This is a genomic window from Listeria swaminathanii (genome assembly GCF_014229645.1).
Classification (GTDB): domain Bacteria; phylum Bacillota; class Bacilli; order Lactobacillales; family Listeriaceae; genus Listeria; species Listeria swaminathanii.
Genome location: NZ_JAATOD010000001.1, coordinates 719,926 through 738,672 on the forward strand (window position 1 = coordinate 719,926; position 18,747 = coordinate 738,672).

The window sequence follows — 18,747 nt, forward strand, 5'->3', positions numbered from 1 at the left end:
TTTCTTATGCGCGCATGCTTTCTAAATCAAATGTATTGACCGGAAGCATAAATTGCAAAGAATCTTTGATAAATGGCTGCCAGTACTTCCAGCGGTGGTCGCCGTTAAATACATGGAAATAATAATCAAATCCGCGAGCGGTTAATATTTGTTCTAATGATTTGTTTGGTGATAGGAAATCGAGCACTTCATTTCCAGTTGTTTCGACAGCGGTTTCTTGGTCGCCAATTATATGGAAGATTTTCACTTTTGCAGGGTCTGCTTTTTCGGCAAGTGTAAGGATTGTGTCATCCACATATGGTGAATGTAGAATCACGTTGCCGAATGTAAATGGAAATAGTAGCGCTGCTTTTAAGGAAACGGATGCTCCAAGTGAGTCACCCATCAGGAATCTACTCGTTGGCATTTGGAAAGAAGGGAATCGTTCTTCAAGATAAGGAACAAGTTCAAATGCTAAGAACCGGATATACGCGTCGTTTTGTTTACCATCGGGATGATATTTTTCGCGCCGATCCATGACAGTTTTGTAAGGGATACCAATGAAAATGGCTTTTTGAATCTGCTCGGCTACCGCTAATTCTTCGGAGTGGCGCGCAAGTTTACCAAACTGAAAATAATCTTTTCCATCTTGTACAATAAAAAGCGGATATTTGTAAAGTGGCGAAAAATCAGGTGGTAAGCAAATAATTAAATCTAGTTCCTCTCCTAGCGATTTACTATAAAATTTCTCATCCAACATTTTGTGAGCTGTCATTTTCATTCTCTCCTTTCTTGAAATCATTCCTTCTAAGATGATTGTTTTTTGAAAAGTTACTCTATTTTAGCATGAATTACGTTAAAAGAAAGAACATTTTGCCTATTATTAGAAAAAATTTTCTTTTTCGCGGGACTTCACTGCAATAATGCTATTTATTATGCTATACTGAAACATACAATAATTCTGTTTAAAGATAGAAAGTGGGGATTTTGAATGAGTAAAGATATTGACTGGAGCAATTTAGGATTTAGCTATATTAAAACGGACAAGCGTTACATTTCTTATTGGAAAGACGGAGAATGGGACGAAGGTGCGCTAACAGAAGACAATACGCTACACATTAGCGAAGGTTCGACGGCACTTCACTACGGACAACAATGTTTTGAAGGTTTGAAAGCATATCGTTGTAAGGACGGTTCGATTAATCTTTTCCGCCCAGATCGTAATGCTGCGCGCATTCAAAAAAGTTGTGAGCGTTTATTAATGCCGCACATCCCTACAGAAAAATTTATTGATGCAGTGATGCAAGTTGTTCGTGCGAATGAAGAATTTGTGCCGCCATATGGTACTGGTGCAACTCTTTATTTACGTCCGTTTGTTATTGGTGTAGGTGATAATATTGGTGTTCATGCAGCGCCAGAGTATATTTTCTCTGTTTTCTGTTCACCAGTTGGACCATATTTCAAAGGTGGAATGGCGCCAACAAACTTTATCGTATCTGATTTTGACCGTGCGGCTCCAAATGGTACTGGTGCAGCAAAAGTAGGCGGAAACTATGCCGCAAGTTTATTACCAGGTCAAGCTGCAAAAGATCGTAATTTTGGTGATTGTATTTATTTAGATCCAGCTACGCATACAAAAATTGAAGAAGTTGGTTCTGCTAATTTCTTTGGTATTACAAATGATGATAAATTTATCACACCGTATTCTCCTTCTATTTTGCCAAGTATCACGAAGTATTCATTACTTTATTTGGCAGAGCATCGTCTAGGCTTAGAAGCAGTGGAAGGCGATGTGTATATCGATAAGCTAGATGAGTTTAAAGAAGCTGGAGCATGTGGAACAGCAGCGGTTATTACTCCAATTGGCGGAATTCAAACGAAAGATGAGTTCCATGTATTCCATAGCGAAACAGAAGTAGGACCAGTAACAAAACGTTTATTCGATGAACTTTGTGGCATTCAATTTGGAGATATAGAAGCTCCAGAAGGCTGGATTTATAAAGTGAAATAATGACAAGCCGTCCGTTTAAGCGGGCGGTTTTTTTGTAGAAGTCATTTCCGATATTTAATTGGAAGTGACTTTTTTATTGACATAATAGCAACTCGGTGTTACTATGTAGTAGTAATAAGTGATACAGAATACCCGTGTTACTTAGTAGTGGGGTTAATAATAAAAATTGGGAAGAAGGTTGTATTCAAATGAAAGAAGTGATGATTAAAGCCACTGGTTTGGAAAAAGCATTTAAGAAAACCGAAGTCTTGAAAGGGGTAGATTTGGAAGTAAAGCGTGGCGAAATTTTTGCCTTACTTGGTTCAAATGGGGCCGGCAAGACGACAATAATCCAAATTTTAGCAACTCTTCTGAAAGCGGATAATGGAAATGCGGCTGTCTCAAGTTTTGACGTAAAAAAACAACCTGAGAAAGTTCGTGAACATATTAGTCTTACAGGGCAATTTGCGGCAGTGGATGGGCTTTTGACAGGGCGAGAAAATATTGTATTAATTGCTAAACTGCGGGGTGAGAAGGACCCGGCGCAAACTGCGAATGACTTATTGGCGCGTTTTGGACTTGAAAAAGCAGCAGATCGACGTGCGGACACTTATTCAGGCGGGATGACGAGGAGACTGGATATTGCAATGAGTCTGGTTGGCTCTCCGGATGTGATTTTTCTTGATGAACCGACAACTGGCTTGGATCCTGAGGGACGAATTGAAGTTTGGAAAACAATTAAGGCGCTTTCTGATGGTGGCACCACTATTTTACTAACGACGCAATATTTAGATGAAGCGGAGCAACTCGCTGATCGAATCGCTATTCTCCACGGTGGAACAATTATTGCAAATGGGACATTGGATGAGCTTAAAAAACTGTTCCCGCCTGCTGAAGTAGAATATGTCGAAAAACAACCATCTTTGGAAGAAATTTTCCTTGCGATTATTAATGGGAAGGAGGAAGTGAAATGAAGACAATTCGTGATACAAGTATATTATTTGGTCGGTCTATGCGTCACATTTTGCGTAGTCCAGATACGATTATTACCGTGGCAATTATTCCAATTATGATTATGTTAATGTTTGTGTATGTGCTTGGTGGGGCAATTCAAACGGGAACGGATAACTATGTGGATTATTTACTACCGGGTATTATTTTAATGGCGATAGCAAGTGGGATTGCTTATACGGCAGTACGATTATTTACGGATGTGCAAAAAGGGTTATTCCAACGGTTTCATTCGATGCCGATTAGCCGCTCTTCCGTTTTATGGGGACATGTGTTGACATCGCTCGTTTCTAATGCGATTTCGATTGTACTCATTATTCTTGTTGCGCTTCTTATTGGTTTTCGTTCCTCTGCGGGGATTTTGGAATGGCTTGCTGTTGCGGGGATTTTGTTGCTATTTACTTTAGCTTTGACATGGGTCGCGGTTATTCCTGGTCTGACAGCTAAATCGGTTGATGGGGCGAGTGCCTTTTCGTATCCGCTAATATTTTTACCTTTCATTAGTTCGGCTTTTGTCCCAACGGATACAATGCCAACTGCAGTGCGCGTTTTTGCCGAAAATCAGCCAGTGACATCGATTGTTAACACGATACGCGCATTGCTTTATTCAGAGCCGATTGGAAATGAAATATGGATTGCGCTCGCTTGGTGTGTAGGGATTACCGTTGTAGCTTATATTTTTGCCGTAACGATTTATAAAAAAATGGTATAAACAAAAAAGGTTGGCTCCGCAGAGCCAACCTTTTTTTAATTTTCACCGGAAATATGTTTTTTCGGTAAGATAAAATGGATTAAATAACTAACGATACAGCAAGCGAACATTACCCAGAAAACCATATGAAGTCCGCTATATAAAATATCTCGAAGCGGTTCAACAAGGTCTGCGCTCACATTGCCAGAAGTTTGCGGGCTAATTAGCTGGTTTAAATTACTACGATTTACTTCGCTGCCAGCAGCTGCACGGAACTCACTAGTAAGAATTGAGTTGAAAATAGTTCCAAATACAGCGACACCAATTGTTTGACCAACTGTTCTGAAAAGCGTGTTAGATGCAGTAGCAATCCCAGTTTGGAATCGTGGCACAGCATCTTGAACGGTTACCGTAGTAGTAGTAAAAATAATTCCAAAGCCAAATCCCATAAATGCACTATTTAAATAGAAGAAGATGTCATTTGTGGAAGCGGGGAATAAAGCTAAAATTAGTCCACTTGCAGCTGTAATCAACACGCCGATACCGACTGTGTGACGATTTCCAAGTGTCATTAAAAGCCTTCCACCAATAAATGAACCAACAATCCATGTTACTGAAAGCGGTGCAAGCATGAAGCCGGCAATCGTAGCTCCGTGACCAAGCATCCCTTGCGCCCACATTGGAATATAAACGTTGATTCCAATTAAAAAGGCACTAATCAAGAAGCCAATTAAGTTCCCAATTAAAACAACGGGATTTTTAAATAATACAAATGGCATAATCGGATCTTTTGCACGTTTTTCGACAAAATAAAAAGCAACAAATAATATAATCGAAACGGCAAAAAGAATAACGACGAGCGGTTCTGTCCAGTTGAGCGATTCACCGGCTCGCTGTAATGCAAATAATAAACCAAGCAGTGCCACTGTAAAGAGCGAGGCACCGAGATAGTCAATTGGTAATTTTACATGTTCCACTTTTTCGCGTAAGTAAAGCAAAATTAGCAAGATGGTTAAAAGACCAATAGGCACATTGATAAAGAAAATCCAATGCCATGAAAGTTGGTCTACTAAAAATCCACCAACAAGTGGTCCAAATACGCCAGCGATACCCCAAGCAGAACCCATAAAGCCAAGTACTTTGGCACGTTTTTCAAATGGGTACACGTCTGCAATGATTGTCATAGTAGATGGTAAAATCCCACCTGCTCCAATACCTTGAATCGCGCGAAAAATAATTAATTGTTCCATATTTTGTGCGAATCCACAAAGCGATGAACCAATGATAAAAATAATTGTCGCAATTACAAAGATATTTTTTCGTCCATACAAATCAGACAGTTTCCCGTAAATCGGAACTGTTACTGCTGATGTTAGTAAATAAACAGAAAAAATCCAGTTCATTAACTCTATACCGTCCAACTGACTTACAATCGTTGGCATCGCAGTACTCACGATGGTACCCTCAATAGCTGCCATAAATGTTGCGACAAATACGGCGATGGTAACGGCCTTTACTTTTGTTTGTTCCAAAAAATTCCCTCCCTTTTCGTCTACCGAATTATAGCATATAAAATGACTAATTTGGGAAAAAATTAATCCTAAGAAATGCGCTCCTTCAAGATAAGCGCTATAATATAATAGAAGAAAGCGAACTAAAGGAGGAATTTTTTTGACATACGAACCAAATACAAAGGAAACGATGCAAAAAATTAAAGAACTAACATCTATCCCAAGCCCAACAGGCAATACAGGGAAAATTATTGAAAAACTGGCAAAAGATTTGGATGCTTCAAAAATCCCTTATACTTTAAACAATAAAGGCGGATTGATTGTAACGCTTCCTGGGAAAGATGACTCAAAACACCGCATGTTGACTGCTCACGTGGATACGCTTGGTGCAATGGTCAAAGAAATCAAAGCAGATGGCCGCTTACTTTTAACATTAATTGGTGGATACCGTTTTAACGCAATTGAAGGCGAATATTGTACGATTGAAACTAGTGATGGAGATTTATATAGCGGAACTATTTTGATGCACCAAACTTCCGTCCATGTGTATAAAGATGCTGGAACTGCTGAGCGTAATGACAAAAATATGGAAGTTCGCTTAGATGTAAAAGCGCTTGACGCAGACAAAGTTCGTGCACTTGGAATTGAAGTAGGCGATTTCGTTTCTTTTGATCCACGTGTCCAAATTATTAATGACGAATATATCAAATCTCGCCACCTCGATGACAAAGCAAGTGTCGCGATTTTACTGCAACTAATCAATTATATTCATGCAAATAAACTTGAGCTACCGCACACTACTCATTTCTTAATTTCTAATAATGAAGAAATTGGCTATGGTGGTAATTCCAATATTCCAGTTGAAACTGTCGAGTATCTAGCTGTTGATATGGGTGCGCTTGGAGACGGACAAACATCTGATGAATACACTGTTTCGATTTGTGCAAAAGATGGAAGTGGCCCGTATCATCTTGGTTTGCGCAAACATTTAGTTGAGCTTGCTAAAAAGAATAATATTGATTATAAAGTGGATATTTATCCGTTTTATGCATCTGATGCAAGTGCCGCGATTAATGCTGGTAATGACATTGTTCACGGCTTGATTGGTCCAGGCATTGATGCTAGCCACGCATACGAGCGCACACATCGCGACTCACTTTATCACACAGAAAAATTAGTTTATGCATATTTATTTTCAAATATATTGAAATAGGAGGAATTCCGTATGAATGTCCATGATTTTTCTGAAAAAGCAATGAATGGCAAAGAAATTTCGTTAAGTGATTATAAAGGTAAAGTTTTGCTTATCGTGAATACGGCAAGCAAATGTGGCTTAACCCCTCAACTAGAAGGACTTGAAGAGATGTATAAAAAACTAGGTGGAGCTAATTTTGAAATTCTTGGCTTCCCGTGTAACCAGTTTTTACGTCAAGATCCTGGTAGTGACGAAGAAATCCTAGAATTTTGCCAAATGAATTATGGTGTGACCTTCCAAATGTTCTCTAAAATCAAAGTAAAAGGCAAAGACGCCAGCCCGTTATACAAATATTTAACTGAACAAACTGGCGGTAAAAAAGTAGAATGGAACTTTGCGAAATTCCTCATTGATGAAAATGGAGAAGTGGTCGAACGTTTCCCATCGAAAATGAAACCGGAAGATTTTGAAGACAAAGTAGAAGCACTAGTTGCCAAAGTAAAATAAATAAGCCAGACTCGGTAGTGAATGAATCGCGCTACCGAGTTTTTTTGCATCTTAGTTAGCTTAAAATGCAAGTTACTAAAATCAGCTTGTAGTTTTATGTATAGCGTTTATAATAAAAATAAAAAAAGGGAGGCAACTAGATGAAATTCCATGTGAAGCAAAATACTGATTTAGCGATTGGTGAAGTGGACATATACTGCCACCCGAACGATCTGGAAGCAGTTACGAATATGGTGGCGGAGCTAGAAGAGGCGACAGAAAAGATTTCGGTCAAAAAAGATGGCGCTACCTATTTACTAGAACCAAAAGCGATTTTATATTTTGAAGCAGTAGAAAATAAAATATTTGTTTATACGGAAGAAGACGTCTATGAAATTCATTGGAAACTATATGAGTTAGAAGAAAAATTCAAAGATAGTTCGTTTTTTAGATGTTCGAAATCAATGATTTTAAATATCGAAGCGATTGAAAAAATTACACCAAGTTTTAACGGGAAATTTGAAGCTAACCTTTTTAATAGAGAAAAAGTGATTATTTCCAGACAATATGCCAAAGTCTTAAAGCAGAAATTAAACATGGGAGGGAAGCGTAAATGAGTAAAAAGCTAATTCAATTTATTCAATCGATGTCTATTATTTTCACCGCCTCGATAATTACGATGATTTGCTCTTATATCGCAACTGGGCAAATGGAAGTGGTCGCGATTCGGGATGTGTTTATCATGTTAGGTTTTAGTATCGTGACAACTTTTATTCAGCAATTACTTTTTAATCATTCGATAAAGACGAAACGAGCTTTTTACAGCCGCCTGATTGCGTTCTTCCTTTTTATTGGTGTGGCGATTTTAGGGCTGGGATGGTTGTTTGATTGGTATGATACAATTGCTGGATTTATGATTATTTTTGGCTTTATTTGTGTGACGTTCCTGGTCATGCACGCTTTTTTCAGTTACCGCGATGCGAAATTCAGTAATGAAATTAATCAAAAACTAGCAGAAATGCGAGAAAGGGAGACAAAATGATAAAACTGACGAATGTAGTTAAAACGTTTGGTAAAGTTGAAGCAGTCAAGGGTATTAATTTAGAAGTTGAGAAAGGATCGTTGTTTGCTTTTCTAGGCGAAAATGGTGCGGGGAAATCGACGACACTGAGCATGATTTGCACAGAAAGCGAACCAACCTCCGGAGAAATTTTTATTGATGATGAAAAGTTAACCTTTAAAAATCGGAAAGCTTTTAGGCAGAAATTAGGGGTGGTTTTTCAAGATAATGTGTTGGATGATTTATTGACGGTGCGTGAGAATTTATATAATCGCGCAAGTTTATATGGGAAAACCAAAGTGGAAATTGCTGAACGGTTAAAGCTTGTTTCGTCAATTATGGGGATTGAGGATATTTTAAATCGGCGTTTCGGGAAATTATCTGGTGGACAAAAGCGCCGGGCTGAAATTGCTAGAGCGATTATGCATGATCCGGAAATTTTACTGTTGGATGAGCCGACAACCGGACTGGATCCGAAAACGAGGGTGAGTGTCTGGGAAATTATTGATTATTTGCGAGAAGAATTAGGAATGACGGTGTTTTTGACAACGCATTATTTGGAAGAAGCGAAAGATGCGGACCAGTTGGCGGTTATTCATAAAGGGAAAATCATTGCTGAAGGTACGCCGGCTAGTATTAGAAGTCGCTTTTCTGTGGATAAAATTTTCTTTTATGAACCGAAGTTAGTGGAACTTCAAACGATTATCGAGGAACTAAATTTGCCATATAAGGTGAGCAAGGGGACGATGCGCGTCGATGTAATAAAGGAAGATATCGGAATTTTGGCTATTTTAAACCAAGCGGCGGGACTTTATAGTTCGTTTGAGGTAATTAAAGGGAATCTTGATGATGCATTTATCTCGATGATTAAGGAGGATTCCAATGATTAGTCGTAATTTAAAAATCTATTTTCGTGATAGAACAGCTGTATTTATGTCGTTACTAACGATTTTAATTATTATTGGGTTGTATGCGATTTTTCTAGGAAGCAATATGGAGGAGATGTTCAAACAGGCTTCTGGGCAAACAACGGGGATACAAGAATTAGTGAATACTTGGGTGATTGCTGGGATTTTGTCAATCACACCAGTGACGGTTTCATTAGCTGTTTTTTCCTTAAAAGTGCATGATGAAGAGGTTAGCATTGCGAGAAGTTTTGCGATAACTCCGGCTTCCAGATGGCGGATTGTTACTAGTTATATCGTAAGTGGGCTGGTGGCTTCGTTTGTGCTTTCTGTGATAACCCTTTTTGTAGGAGAATTGTATATTTGGTTGACTGGTGGAGCATTTTTACCGCTTGAAAGTTGGCTGAGTTTAATCGGGATAATTTTGCTCAATGTATTGTGTTGTAGTAGTATCATGTTTTTTATTGCTAGTTTGGTGAAGAAAGCTAGTGCCTTTAGTTCCGTTTCGACAATTGTTGGAACAGTTATTGGGTTTATAGCGGGAATTTATTTGCCAATCGGATCGCTTCCAGCTGCGGTTCAAACGGTGATGAAATGTTTTCCTTTCACATACGGCGCATCTACTATCCGGGAAATCATGACAAAAGAACCTTTACAAGAAGTTTTCGCGGGAAATACAAGTGCGATGGATGCGACGAAAGAAATGATTGGCATCACGATTTATTGGGGCGATAAAACAGTAACAACGGGACTAAGTTTACTTATTTTAATTGCCTTTGCAGTCGTGTTTGGCGTTTTATCTGTCGTCCTAATGAAACGGCAAACAAAATAATTTTTGAATAAAAAAACAGCCGAAATTCTCCTAGTTATGCTATACTTATGGAATGTGAATGAATCTAGGAGGAAAATAACAATGAGTCAAAATTTGCAAAAAGAAGTTGCTTCACGCAAAACGTTTGCGATTATTTCTCACCCCGATGCTGGGAAAACGACGATTACTGAGCAATTATTATTATTCGGTGGCGTTATCCGTTCAGCTGGGACTGTAAAGGGAAAGAAATCTGGCAAGTTTGCGACAAGTGACTGGATGGAAATTGAAAAACAACGTGGTATCTCGGTAACGAGTTCTGTGATGCAGTTTGATTATAATGGTTCAAGAATTAATATTTTGGATACACCGGGACACTCGGATTTCAGTGAAGATACGTACCGGACGCTAATGGCGGTCGATAGTGCAGTCATGGTTATCGATGCTGCGAAAGGGATCGAGGCCCAAACGTTAAAACTATTCAAAGTTTGTCGAATGCGCGGAATTCCTATTTTTACTTTTATTAATAAAATGGACCGTCAAGGGAAAATGCCTCTTGAACTACTTGCTGAACTAGAAGAAGTTCTAGGGATTGAATCGTATCCAATGAACTGGCCGATTGGTATGGGGAAAGAGCTTGCTGGGCTTTATGATCGATATCATCGTGTAATTGAGCAATATCGTTCAGAAGAAGATGAGCGTTTCTTACCACTTGGCGAAGATGGTGATTTGAAGGAAGCACATGCTATTCAAAAATCACTTTATTACGATCAAGCTTTGGAAGAAATTATGCTACTGGATGAGGCTGGCAATGACTTTAGCCGCGAACGTATTATTGCAGGTGAGCAAACGCCGGTATTTTTCGGGAGTGCTTTAACGAACTTTGGCGTAGAAACTTTCTTACGTACGTTTGTTGATTTTGCACCAGCACCTTCAAGCCATGAATCAAATGAAGGGGTTATTGAAGCAGATAATCCGAAGTTTTCTGGATTTATTTTCAAAATCCAAGCGAATATGAACCCTGCTCACCGTGATCGGATTGCTTTCATTCGAATTTGTTCGGGCGAATTTGAACGTGGTATGAACGTTACATTAACGCGCACAGGGAAAAGTATGAAACTTGCGAACTCGACGCAGTTTATGGCAGATGACCGGGAAACCGTTAACCGTGCTGTAGCGGGTGATATTATCGGCTTGTACGACACGGGTAATTACCAAATTGGCGATACGATTACTAATGGAAGTAAAAAGCTCGAATTCGAAAAACTTCCGCAGTTTACGCCAGAGTTATTTATGCGCGTTTATGCGAAAAATGTTATGAAACAAAAGCATTTCCATAAAGGTGTAGAGCAACTCGTGCAAGAAGGTGCGATTCAATTATTTAAAACGTGGCGCACAGAAGAATACATCATTGGAGCTGTTGGTCAGTTGCAATTTGAAGTATTCGAACACAGAATGCGCGGCGAATATAATTCGGAAATCCGAATGGAGCCAATCGGTAAAAAAATCGCTCGTTGGGTGAAAGAAGAAGATGCGGATGAAAAACTATCCACAGCTAGAAGTATGCTAGTGAAAGACCGTTTTGATCAGCCGTTATTCTTATTCGAAAATGAATTCGCGATTAATTGGTTTAATGATAAAAATCCAGATATCGAGTTAACTTCATTACTATAAAAGACGCAGCCTATTTGTATTTTCGCAAATAGGTTGTTTTTTTTTCTTGACAATTTTTCGAAACGCGCTATAATTAGTTAGAATTCTAATTAATAAGGAGGAATACTCGTGAGAAGAGAGAAGACGATGGATACGTTAATTCGTTCGATTATGATTAAATCCAAACGAAAAATGGACGCAAAAGTAGCTCAATTTGGGCTGACAACACAACAAGCCAGAGTGTTAGGGTTTTTAAATGATAATGCGGCGAATGAAATTATCCAAAAAGATCTTCAGCGAATCTTCCAAACACGTGGTGCAAGTATTACTAGCTTGATTCAAGGACTCGAGAAAAAGAACTTAATTTCGCGCAAGCCAAGCCTTCGAGATGGCAGAGAAAAAGTAGTCACTTTAACAGATGAGGGCAAGCAGATTGTAGACGAATTTAATGCTTCTTTTCCGCGTGAAGACGATAAAGCGAAGAAAATTCTTTCCGCTGATGAGTATAAAACTTTTATTGATTTACTTAGCAAGATTGACGATAATACCGAATAAAAAAATTTAACTATATAGTTAGAATTCTAACTAATTTCAAGGGGGAACTAAAATGAAACACTCAGATAACTATTACTTAACAAAAGCGAGCATTCCTAAGGCGATAGCGCATTTATCAATTCCGATGATGCTCGGTATGTCAGTAGGAGTAATTTATAACATCGTTAATGCTTTCTTTATTGGTTTACTGCATGATACGTCGATGTTAACTGCTGTAACGCTCGGTTTACCAATGTTTACGATTTTAATGGCGATTGGGAATATGTTTGGCGTTGGTGGCGGGACGTATATTTCTCGTTTACTTGGGAATGATGAAGGCAAAAAAGCGAAACAAGTATCGGCCTTTGTTTTGTACGGAAGTTTAGTGTTAGGAATTCTATGCGCGATTTTACTTGGTTTTTTAATTAATCCAGTTACTCATTTTCTTGGAGCGGATGCAATGAGCTTTTTACACACGAAAAATTATACGCTGGCGCTTCTGATTTGTAGTCCATTTATTATTGCAAATTTTGCGTTAGAACAAGTGGTTCGGGCGGAGGGAGCTTCGCGGATTTCTATGAATGGGATGCTGATTGGTACGCTTGTCAATTTAGTGTTTGATCCACTGCTTATTTTGTATTTTGATTTTAATGTAGTAGGAGCCGCAGTTTCGGTAGGTTTGGCAAGTTTGTTTTCGCTGATTTACTATGCTTGGTATTTAGAGAAGAAAAGTGATTATTTATCGATTCGTTTTAAATGGTTTCAAGCATCCAAAGAAATCGTTCAAAATGTGTTTAAAATTGGCGTTTCAGAATTGCTTTTATCGTTATTCCTCATTGTGACAACGCTCGTTTTAAATCATTATTCGATGCTTTACGGGGAAGGGGTTGTTGCGGGATTTGGCGTGGCACTTCGGGTGGTGCAGTTGCCTGAGTTTATTTGCATGGGGCTTTACATGGGGATTATCCCGCTTCTTGCATATAATTACAGTGCGGGGAATATTGCGCGGTTTGAAAAAGCCATTCGGTTTACTGCGATTAGTATTGGGCTTATCGTACTTGTGATTTCGAGTTTTGTGTTTATCTTCCGTTTTCAAGTGATGCATTTATTTAGTGATAATCAAAGTGTGATAACGCTTGGTGTGCATATTATGGTCGCTATGCTGATATCTTCCCTTTTCAGCGGATTTACCGGGCTCTTTACGAGTACGTTTCAAGCGATTGGGAAAGCTATTCCAGCGACGATTATGTCGGTTTCGCAGGGGATTATTTTTATTCCTGTCATCATTTTAGGACAACATTATTTCGGACTTATGGGCGTGATTTGGTCATTAACAGCAACAGAAATTCTTACATGTATAATCGGTGTGACACTATTCACAATCCACAATATCAAAATAGCTAGTAGCGCAAAAACGAAAGACTTAGCCGTTTGAAAAGTTTGTGAGAAAAATTAGTTGACGAGAAGTTCTAAATTATGGTATTATTCTCTAGGTAATCATATATCGTTCTTTGACAAATGTCAGAGGGGAGTAGCGCTGATTAGTTTTTTAATCAGGATAAAGTCGTCATTACATGATAGAGATATCATCGGTTTTATCACATTTAACTTTAAATGTTAGCGAGACCTTTGCCTTTACGGGCAGGTCTCGCTTTTTTGTTTCTTCAAAATAGGAGATCTTTGACATTTTAATAGAACAAAGGAGGAAAAGAATTAGTGGATACAGCAATGATTTTAGAGTACGGTTGGGTGTTACTTGTCCTAATCGGTCTTGAAGGGATTTTGGCGGCAGATAATGCAGTCGTAATGGCCGTTATGGTCAAACATCTCCCTGATAAACAACAGAAAAAAGCGTTATTTTACGGGTTAATGGGTGCCTTTGTTTTCCGTTTTGGCGCATTATTCTTAATTTCCTTTTTGGCAAACGTTTGGCAAGTTCAAGCGCTTGGTGCCGCATATTTACTTTATATTGCTATTAGTCATATTTGGAAACATGCAAAAGGAAAAGACGGAGAAAAAGAGAAAAAGGAAAAAGCTGGCTCTGGTTTTTGGATGACCGTTCTAAAAGTAGAGATTGCGGATATAGCGTTTGCGATTGATTCCATGCTTGCGGCCGTTGCACTTGCGATCACACTTCCAGAAACTGGCTGGGGTCACATTGGCGGTATTGATACAGGGCAATTCACAATTATGTTCTTAGGTGGACTTGTTGGCCTAATCATTATCCGTTTTGCAGCTACACAATTTGTTAAATTACTAAAAAGCTATCCAAGCCTCGAAACAGCTGCATTTTTAATTGTTGGTTGGGTAGGCGTGAAGCTCGTAATTTATACATTAGCACATCCAAGTCTTGGGGTAATTCCACACAGCTTCCCTGAGTCAACGCTTTGGAAATTAATTTTCTGGGGTGTGATGATTCTTATTATTCTATGGGGATGGTTCGTTTCCTACCGTAGTAAGAAAAAAGCAGAAACAACTAAATAATTTTAATGGACCAGAAGTGCATTTTTGTACTTCTGGTTTTACATACAACCAGATGCTGAAATCACAATTTTATGATAGAGTAGAAGGATGGTGAATGAGGAATGGATGTTTCTATTTGGGGCGAATATGCGTTAGTTTTCCTTGTTTTAGTAGTACTCGAAGGAATTCTTTCCGCAGATAATGCCGTAGTTATGGCAGTAATTGTTAAAGGTTTACCGCACGATAAACAACGAAAAGCCTTATTTTATGGGTTAGTTGGCGCATTTGTTTTCCGTTTTGTTGCACTATTTTTAATTTCATTTTTAGTAAAAATATGGGAAATACAAGCAATTGGCGCGGTTTACTTATTGTACTTAGCAATTAAGCACATGTGGCGCCTTAAAAAAGGTAAGCAAGAAGAAGTCAAAGAAGCATCAGAAACAAAAGCTACTTCCTTTTGGGGTGTGGTTGCGCGTGTTGAATTGACGGATATCGCTTTTGCGCTGGATTCGATGTTAGCGGCGGCAGCACTTGTGGTTACTTTGCCAGATTTAGGGAATTTTGATGTTGGGGGAATGAACGGTGGACAATTTATCGTTATGTTCCTTGGTGGAATCGCAGGACTTGTCGTTATTCGTTTTGCGGCCACACAAGTTGTTAAATTATTAGAGCGTTACCCTACACTTGAAACAGCAGCGTTTTTAATTGTTGGTTGGGTGGGTGTGAAAATGGCGGTTCTGACGCTAGCTCATCCATCTGTAGCAATTATTCCAGAAGATTTCCCGGATTCAGCCGTTTGGAAGCTGACATTCTGGTCGGTTATGATAATAATAGGTTTGGGTGGTTATATCATTGCGAGAAAAAAAGAGAAGAAAACCAAAAGAGTTTGAATATGATCAGGAAGTAAAATTACGCAGAAGATTAAAGCTTGTTTTGGCACGTATGACGCCAGTTCAAGTCATTATTGCGTATTATTTTCTGGCGGTTACGATTTCGACCATCGTTCTAAGTTTGCCGTTTACTTTACAAAAAGGGGTAAAGGTATCGTTTATTGATACACTTTTTACGGCAGCGAGTTCGGTGAGTGTGACAGGATTAACCACAGTAGATGTCAGTCAGACCTATAGTACGGCCGGAATTTGGGTATTAATGGCGATTTTCCAAATTGGCGGACTTGGTGTCATGATGATTAGTACCTTTTTCTACTTAATTTTGAAAAGACGGATTGGCTTAAAGCAGCGCCAATTAATTATGACGGATACGAATCAGTTTACTATGAGTGGTATGGTACGGATGCTTCGTGAGATTCTCGTTTTAATTTTCGGTATTGAGTTAATCGGGGCGTTGATTTTAGGGATTTACTTTATTCCGCTGTATCCAAATTTTTGGGATGCGATGTTCCAAGGCTTATATAACTCAGTTTCGCTAGTTACGAATGCGGGCGTTGATATTACAGGTAAGTCATTAATGCCATTTGCGAATGATTATTTCGTTCAATTTATTTCGATTTTGTTAATCATTGCCGGCGCGATTGGTTTCCCAGTATTGCTCGAAACACGCCGCTTTTTATTTGAAAAGAATACATTGATTCCGTTTCGTTTTTCTCTTTTTGTTAAAGTGACGACGCTAACGTACTTTGTTCTTTTAATTGTGGGTGGTTTACTCATTTGGTTGTTTGAATATCAGCATTTCTTTAGTGGGAAAAGCTGGGACTTCGGGTTCTTTAATTCGATGTTCTTATCAGCGACCTCACGAAGCGCGGGGCTGCAAACAATCGATAGTGGAGCATTATCGATCTCTACGTTGTTACTTGTTTCATTTCTCATGTTTATCGGGGCTTCACCAAGTTCAGTTGGGGGCGGGATACGAACGACAACATTTGCGATTACGATTTTGTTTATTTATTCGGTTATTCGTGGTCGAAAGCATGTCTATATTTTTGGGCGTGAGCTTCATCAAGAAGATGTGCGGAAGTCGCTTGCAGTTACTTTGGTAGCAGGGTTTGTGAGTATTTCAGCTATTGTTATTTTAATGCAAACGGAGACCGCTTCGCTCATTGCCGTCATTTTTGAAGTATTCTCGGCATTTGGTACAACGGGGCTATCAGTTGGCTTGACGCCAGACTTATCTACACCAGGCAAATTAATTATTATCGTGTTAATGTTTATTGGCCGGGTGGGGATTATGTATTCGATGCTTAGCTTGCGAAATAAAAACCAACCTAAAAACGCGATTCGTTTACCAAAAGAGAAAATTATTACTGGTTAAATAAAAAAAGTCATTCTGCTAACGGCGGAATGGCTTTTTTAGTGCATTAAAAACCCCTTGATCAAAGCGACCAAGAGGTTACTAATTAATAATTTGATTTTGGAACTGGTCTTCTGAAAATCCCCATTAAACCAGTTAGAGTGATTAAGATTCCTGATACAATCCAAGCAGTTCCGATAACGAAGAAAAGCACGATACCGATAATAACTAAGATAACACCCCAACCACGTGGCGCTGATTTGATTAAAAGGGAAGCAATTAAAGCAACAACGGATGCAATTAATGTAATCCATCCAAGGTTTTCTAATTCATTTCCCAGTTCACCTGGTAAATAAGTAAACGTCTGTATATAATCTGTGACGGAATCTCCATAGTTAATAATCCAAAAGCCAACTAAAATCCCAATGATAGAGCCAATTAATCCGATGATAATTTCTGGTTTTCTTGAACCCATAGTAAAACCTCCTTTTTCTAGCTATACGTTTAATAACTTTCCCGTTTTACTAAGCGGCTAAACACATCGCGTAGCATCGATACCCTAAGTTCAATGACCGGCTGCACGACCGTTTTCACCAATCGACTGGATAACAACGCCGTTAAAGCAAAGGTAATGAGAAATAGTAGTAAAAATGTAGATGGGTTATATTGAAAGTCAGTCTGGCCACCTTCACGAAAGAATTTAATAAAGAAGCCATGTAACAAATAAACATATAACGTATTTTTACCCCATTTAGTGAAAAATAACCTCTTTCTAGGAATAAAACTGAAAAAAGCAGCAATCGAACCAAAACTAATCAAATATACAAGTGCGCGAATAAACAGACCGAGCGATTTCACTTCTACAAAGTTCGCATATGGCTTAGAACCTAAAAACCATTTATCGTTTAAATTGGGATGTAACGTAATGAATGTCAGAAGTAAAATAATGAAAATCCCTCCGATGATAGAGGCAATATGCGTTTTTAGAAAATAAAAATGTTCGTTCTTTAAAAAATAGCCCACTAAGAAAAATGGGAAAAATACAAGTGTCCGCGATAAACTCAAATAACCGCCAATAATATCAAAATAACCAGCCACTAAGCCAATAAAAAGCGCTAGGCTCACAGATTTCCACGGCTTGATTTTCGAAAATACAAATAACATCACATTCCAGAAAAATAAGCTTAGTAAAAACCACAGCGACCATTCCGGATCAAGCAGTTTGATAGAAAGGTTATCTTTACTTAAAAGAAAATAATAAAAAATGCTATAAATCAACTGGAAAAATACATACGGTAAAATCAGCTTTTTCATCGTCTTTTTTAAATAACCAGGTTTACCAAAACTTTTAGCGAAAAAGCCAGATATAAGTACAAAGGCTGGCATATGAAAAGTATAAATGTAAATATAAAGCACACGGACACTGGCATATTCCGCGATAAATGTTTGGAGAAAATGGCCAAATACGACTAAGAAAATCAAAATAAATTTGGCGTTGTCAAAATAACTTTCCCGCTTTACGGCGGTTTGTTCCATAAAAAAACAGTCCTTTCTATTCTATGTTGAAATAGCTTCTATATAGTTTACCCTAGATTCTGTAACGGTTACCCAACAGTTGCGTAACAAAAAGTATCAAATATTAAGAGCGGATGACGTACGTTTGCGAATTTCTAAGGGACGTGCTATCTTTAGGACAATAAAACAAACGGGAGGCAACGAAGGTATGCTAAAACAAAAAAATGCATCACCAGTTGGGGAACTATTTATAACGATTGAAGACAAATGGATTACGCGTATTTCCTATGACAAGCCGGAAAATTGGGAACTGATGGATGGAACTACGAACGAAAAAGAACTTTTGCAGCAATTAGTGACGCAATTAGCAAGCTATTTTGAAGGAACAAGCGAAACGTTCGATTTGCCAGTATTACTTCAAGGGACTGATTTTCAAAAACGGGTTTGGCAAGCGTTGAGCGAAATTCCATATGGGGTTGTGGTGAGTTATAAAGATATTGCGATTTCGGCTGGGAGTCCAAAAGCTGTTCAAGCGGTAGGGCAAGCAAATCGTGCTAATCCAATCCCAATTATTATTCCTTGTCACAGATGTGTGAAAAGTAACGGAGAACTTGGCGGCTATAACGGCGCGGATGTCGATAAAAAACAATATTTACTTGCATTAGAAAAAGGCTTGAGTTTAAGTTAACTCAAGCCTTT

The 18,747-nt window shown here is 38.6% G+C and carries 20 protein-coding genes and 1 riboswitch; of the genes, 16 read left to right on the top strand and 4 right to left on the bottom strand.

Features of this window, described 5'->3' with window-relative positions; all coding sequences use genetic code 11:
• Nucleotides 1-4 precede the first annotated feature (4 nt).
• Nucleotides 5-754 carry an alpha/beta hydrolase gene (locus HCX62_RS03585; RefSeq protein WP_185637051.1) on the bottom strand — a complete coding sequence of 250 codons (750 nt, stop codon included), beginning with the start codon at nucleotides 752-754 and terminating at the stop codon, nucleotides 5-7.
• A 216-nt stretch (nucleotides 755-970) separates the two neighbouring features.
• Between HCX62_RS03585 and HCX62_RS03590 the strand changes: the two genes are divergently transcribed.
• From HCX62_RS03590 to lieB, 3 genes are all read left to right on the top strand, one after another.
• Nucleotides 971-1,990 carry a branched-chain amino acid aminotransferase gene (locus HCX62_RS03590; protein ID WP_185637052.1) on the top strand — a complete coding sequence of 340 codons (1,020 nt, stop codon included), beginning with the start codon at nucleotides 971-973 and terminating at the stop codon, nucleotides 1,988-1,990.
• Between the two features lie 188 nt (nucleotides 1,991-2,178).
• Nucleotides 2,179-2,943, top strand: coding sequence for an ABC transporter ATP-binding protein (locus tag HCX62_RS03595; protein ID WP_185637053.1), 765 nt, complete (start codon nucleotides 2,179-2,181; stop codon nucleotides 2,941-2,943).
• Nucleotides 2,940-3,692 (top strand): multidrug efflux ABC transporter permease LieB, encoded by a 753-nt coding sequence (gene lieB, locus HCX62_RS03600; protein WP_185637054.1) that lies wholly within the window; start codon nucleotides 2,940-2,942, stop codon nucleotides 3,690-3,692. Before HCX62_RS03595 ends, lieB begins: the two co-directional genes overlap by 4 nt.
• A 35-nt stretch (nucleotides 3,693-3,727) precedes the next feature.
• On the opposite strand, the gene HCX62_RS03605 is transcribed toward lieB, so the two are convergent.
• Nucleotides 3,728-5,203 carry an LM6179_1298 family efflux MFS transporter gene (locus tag HCX62_RS03605; RefSeq protein ID WP_185637055.1) on the bottom strand — a complete coding sequence of 492 codons (1,476 nt, stop codon included), beginning with the start codon at nucleotides 5,201-5,203 and terminating at the stop codon, nucleotides 3,728-3,730.
• 139 nt (nucleotides 5,204-5,342) lie between these two features.
• Here HCX62_RS03605 and HCX62_RS03610 point away from each other — a divergent pair, with 139 nt between their 5' ends.
• The 12 genes from HCX62_RS03610 to HCX62_RS03665 all read left to right on the top strand — a co-directional run bounded on the left by HCX62_RS03610 (nucleotide 5,343) and on the right by HCX62_RS03665 (nucleotide 16,554).
• On the top strand, nucleotides 5,343-6,395 hold the full coding sequence (locus HCX62_RS03610; protein ID WP_185637056.1) for a M42 family metallopeptidase: 1,053 nt from the start codon (nucleotides 5,343-5,345) through the stop codon (nucleotides 6,393-6,395).
• A 12-nt stretch (nucleotides 6,396-6,407) separates the two neighbouring features.
• Nucleotides 6,408-6,884 (top strand): glutathione peroxidase, encoded by a 477-nt coding sequence (locus HCX62_RS03615; RefSeq protein WP_185637057.1) that lies wholly within the window; start codon nucleotides 6,408-6,410, stop codon nucleotides 6,882-6,884.
• 140 nt (nucleotides 6,885-7,024) lie between these two features.
• The gene (locus tag HCX62_RS03620; RefSeq protein ID WP_185637058.1) at nucleotides 7,025-7,480 is read left to right on the top strand and encodes a LytTR family DNA-binding domain-containing protein; all 456 of its coding nucleotides are present in this window, start codon (nucleotides 7,025-7,027) and stop codon (nucleotides 7,478-7,480) included.
• Nucleotides 7,477-7,905: a DUF3021 family protein gene (locus HCX62_RS03625; protein WP_185637059.1), complete on the top strand. Its 429-nt coding sequence runs from the start codon at nucleotides 7,477-7,479 to the stop codon at nucleotides 7,903-7,905. The genes HCX62_RS03620 and HCX62_RS03625 overlap by 4 nt, the downstream gene beginning before the upstream one ends.
• Entirely contained in the window at nucleotides 7,902-8,813 is a 912-nt protein-coding gene (locus HCX62_RS03630; protein ID WP_185637060.1) for an ABC transporter ATP-binding protein, read from the top strand. Before HCX62_RS03625 ends, HCX62_RS03630 begins: the two co-directional genes overlap by 4 nt.
• Nucleotides 8,806-9,660: an ABC transporter permease gene (locus tag HCX62_RS03635; protein ID WP_185637061.1), complete on the top strand. Its 855-nt coding sequence runs from the start codon at nucleotides 8,806-8,808 to the stop codon at nucleotides 9,658-9,660. The genes HCX62_RS03630 and HCX62_RS03635 overlap by 8 nt, the downstream gene beginning before the upstream one ends.
• Before the next feature lie 81 nt (nucleotides 9,661-9,741).
• Complete coding sequence (locus HCX62_RS03640; RefSeq protein WP_185503751.1) at nucleotides 9,742-11,310, top strand: peptide chain release factor 3; 1,569 nt, start codon at nucleotides 9,742-9,744, stop codon at nucleotides 11,308-11,310.
• A gap of 108 nt (nucleotides 11,311-11,418) precedes the next feature.
• A complete protein-coding gene (locus tag HCX62_RS03645; protein WP_185637062.1) occupies nucleotides 11,419-11,844 on the top strand; it encodes a MarR family winged helix-turn-helix transcriptional regulator in 426 nt (141 codons plus the stop codon).
• Between the two features lie 52 nt (nucleotides 11,845-11,896).
• Entirely contained in the window at nucleotides 11,897-13,258 is a 1,362-nt protein-coding gene (locus HCX62_RS03650; RefSeq protein ID WP_185637063.1) for an MATE family efflux transporter, read from the top strand.
• A 79-nt stretch (nucleotides 13,259-13,337) separates the two neighbouring features.
• A riboswitch (yybP-ykoY riboswitch) is annotated at nucleotides 13,338-13,442 on the top strand.
• Nucleotides 13,443-13,539: 97 nt separating this feature from the next.
• On the top strand, nucleotides 13,540-14,307 hold the full coding sequence (locus HCX62_RS03655; RefSeq protein ID WP_185637064.1) for a TerC family protein: 768 nt from the start codon (nucleotides 13,540-13,542) through the stop codon (nucleotides 14,305-14,307).
• A 101-nt stretch (nucleotides 14,308-14,408) separates the two neighbouring features.
• Nucleotides 14,409-15,176, top strand: a complete 768-nt coding sequence (locus tag HCX62_RS03660) for a TerC family protein (protein WP_185637065.1) — start codon at nucleotides 14,409-14,411, stop codon at nucleotides 15,174-15,176.
• A gap of 43 nt (nucleotides 15,177-15,219) precedes the next feature.
• On the top strand, nucleotides 15,220-16,554 hold the full coding sequence (locus HCX62_RS03665) for a TrkH family potassium uptake protein (protein ID WP_185638016.1): 1,335 nt from the start codon (nucleotides 15,220-15,222) through the stop codon (nucleotides 16,552-16,554).
• 85 nt (nucleotides 16,555-16,639) lie between these two features.
• Here the strand turns inward: HCX62_RS03665 and HCX62_RS03670 are convergent, their stop codons facing one another.
• Nucleotides 16,640-17,008: a DUF4064 domain-containing protein gene (locus HCX62_RS03670; RefSeq protein WP_008947376.1), complete on the bottom strand. Its 369-nt coding sequence runs from the start codon at nucleotides 17,006-17,008 to the stop codon at nucleotides 16,640-16,642.
• Between the two features lie 29 nt (nucleotides 17,009-17,037).
• Nucleotides 17,038-18,069 (bottom strand): acyltransferase family protein, encoded by a 1,032-nt coding sequence (locus HCX62_RS03675; RefSeq protein WP_185637066.1) that lies wholly within the window; start codon nucleotides 18,067-18,069, stop codon nucleotides 17,038-17,040.
• Between the two features lie 187 nt (nucleotides 18,070-18,256).
• Here HCX62_RS03675 and HCX62_RS03680 point away from each other — a divergent pair, with 187 nt between their 5' ends.
• On the top strand, nucleotides 18,257-18,736 hold the full coding sequence (locus HCX62_RS03680; RefSeq protein ID WP_185637067.1) for a methylated-DNA--[protein]-cysteine S-methyltransferase: 480 nt from the start codon (nucleotides 18,257-18,259) through the stop codon (nucleotides 18,734-18,736).
• The last annotated feature ends 11 nt before the right edge of the window (nucleotides 18,737-18,747 follow it).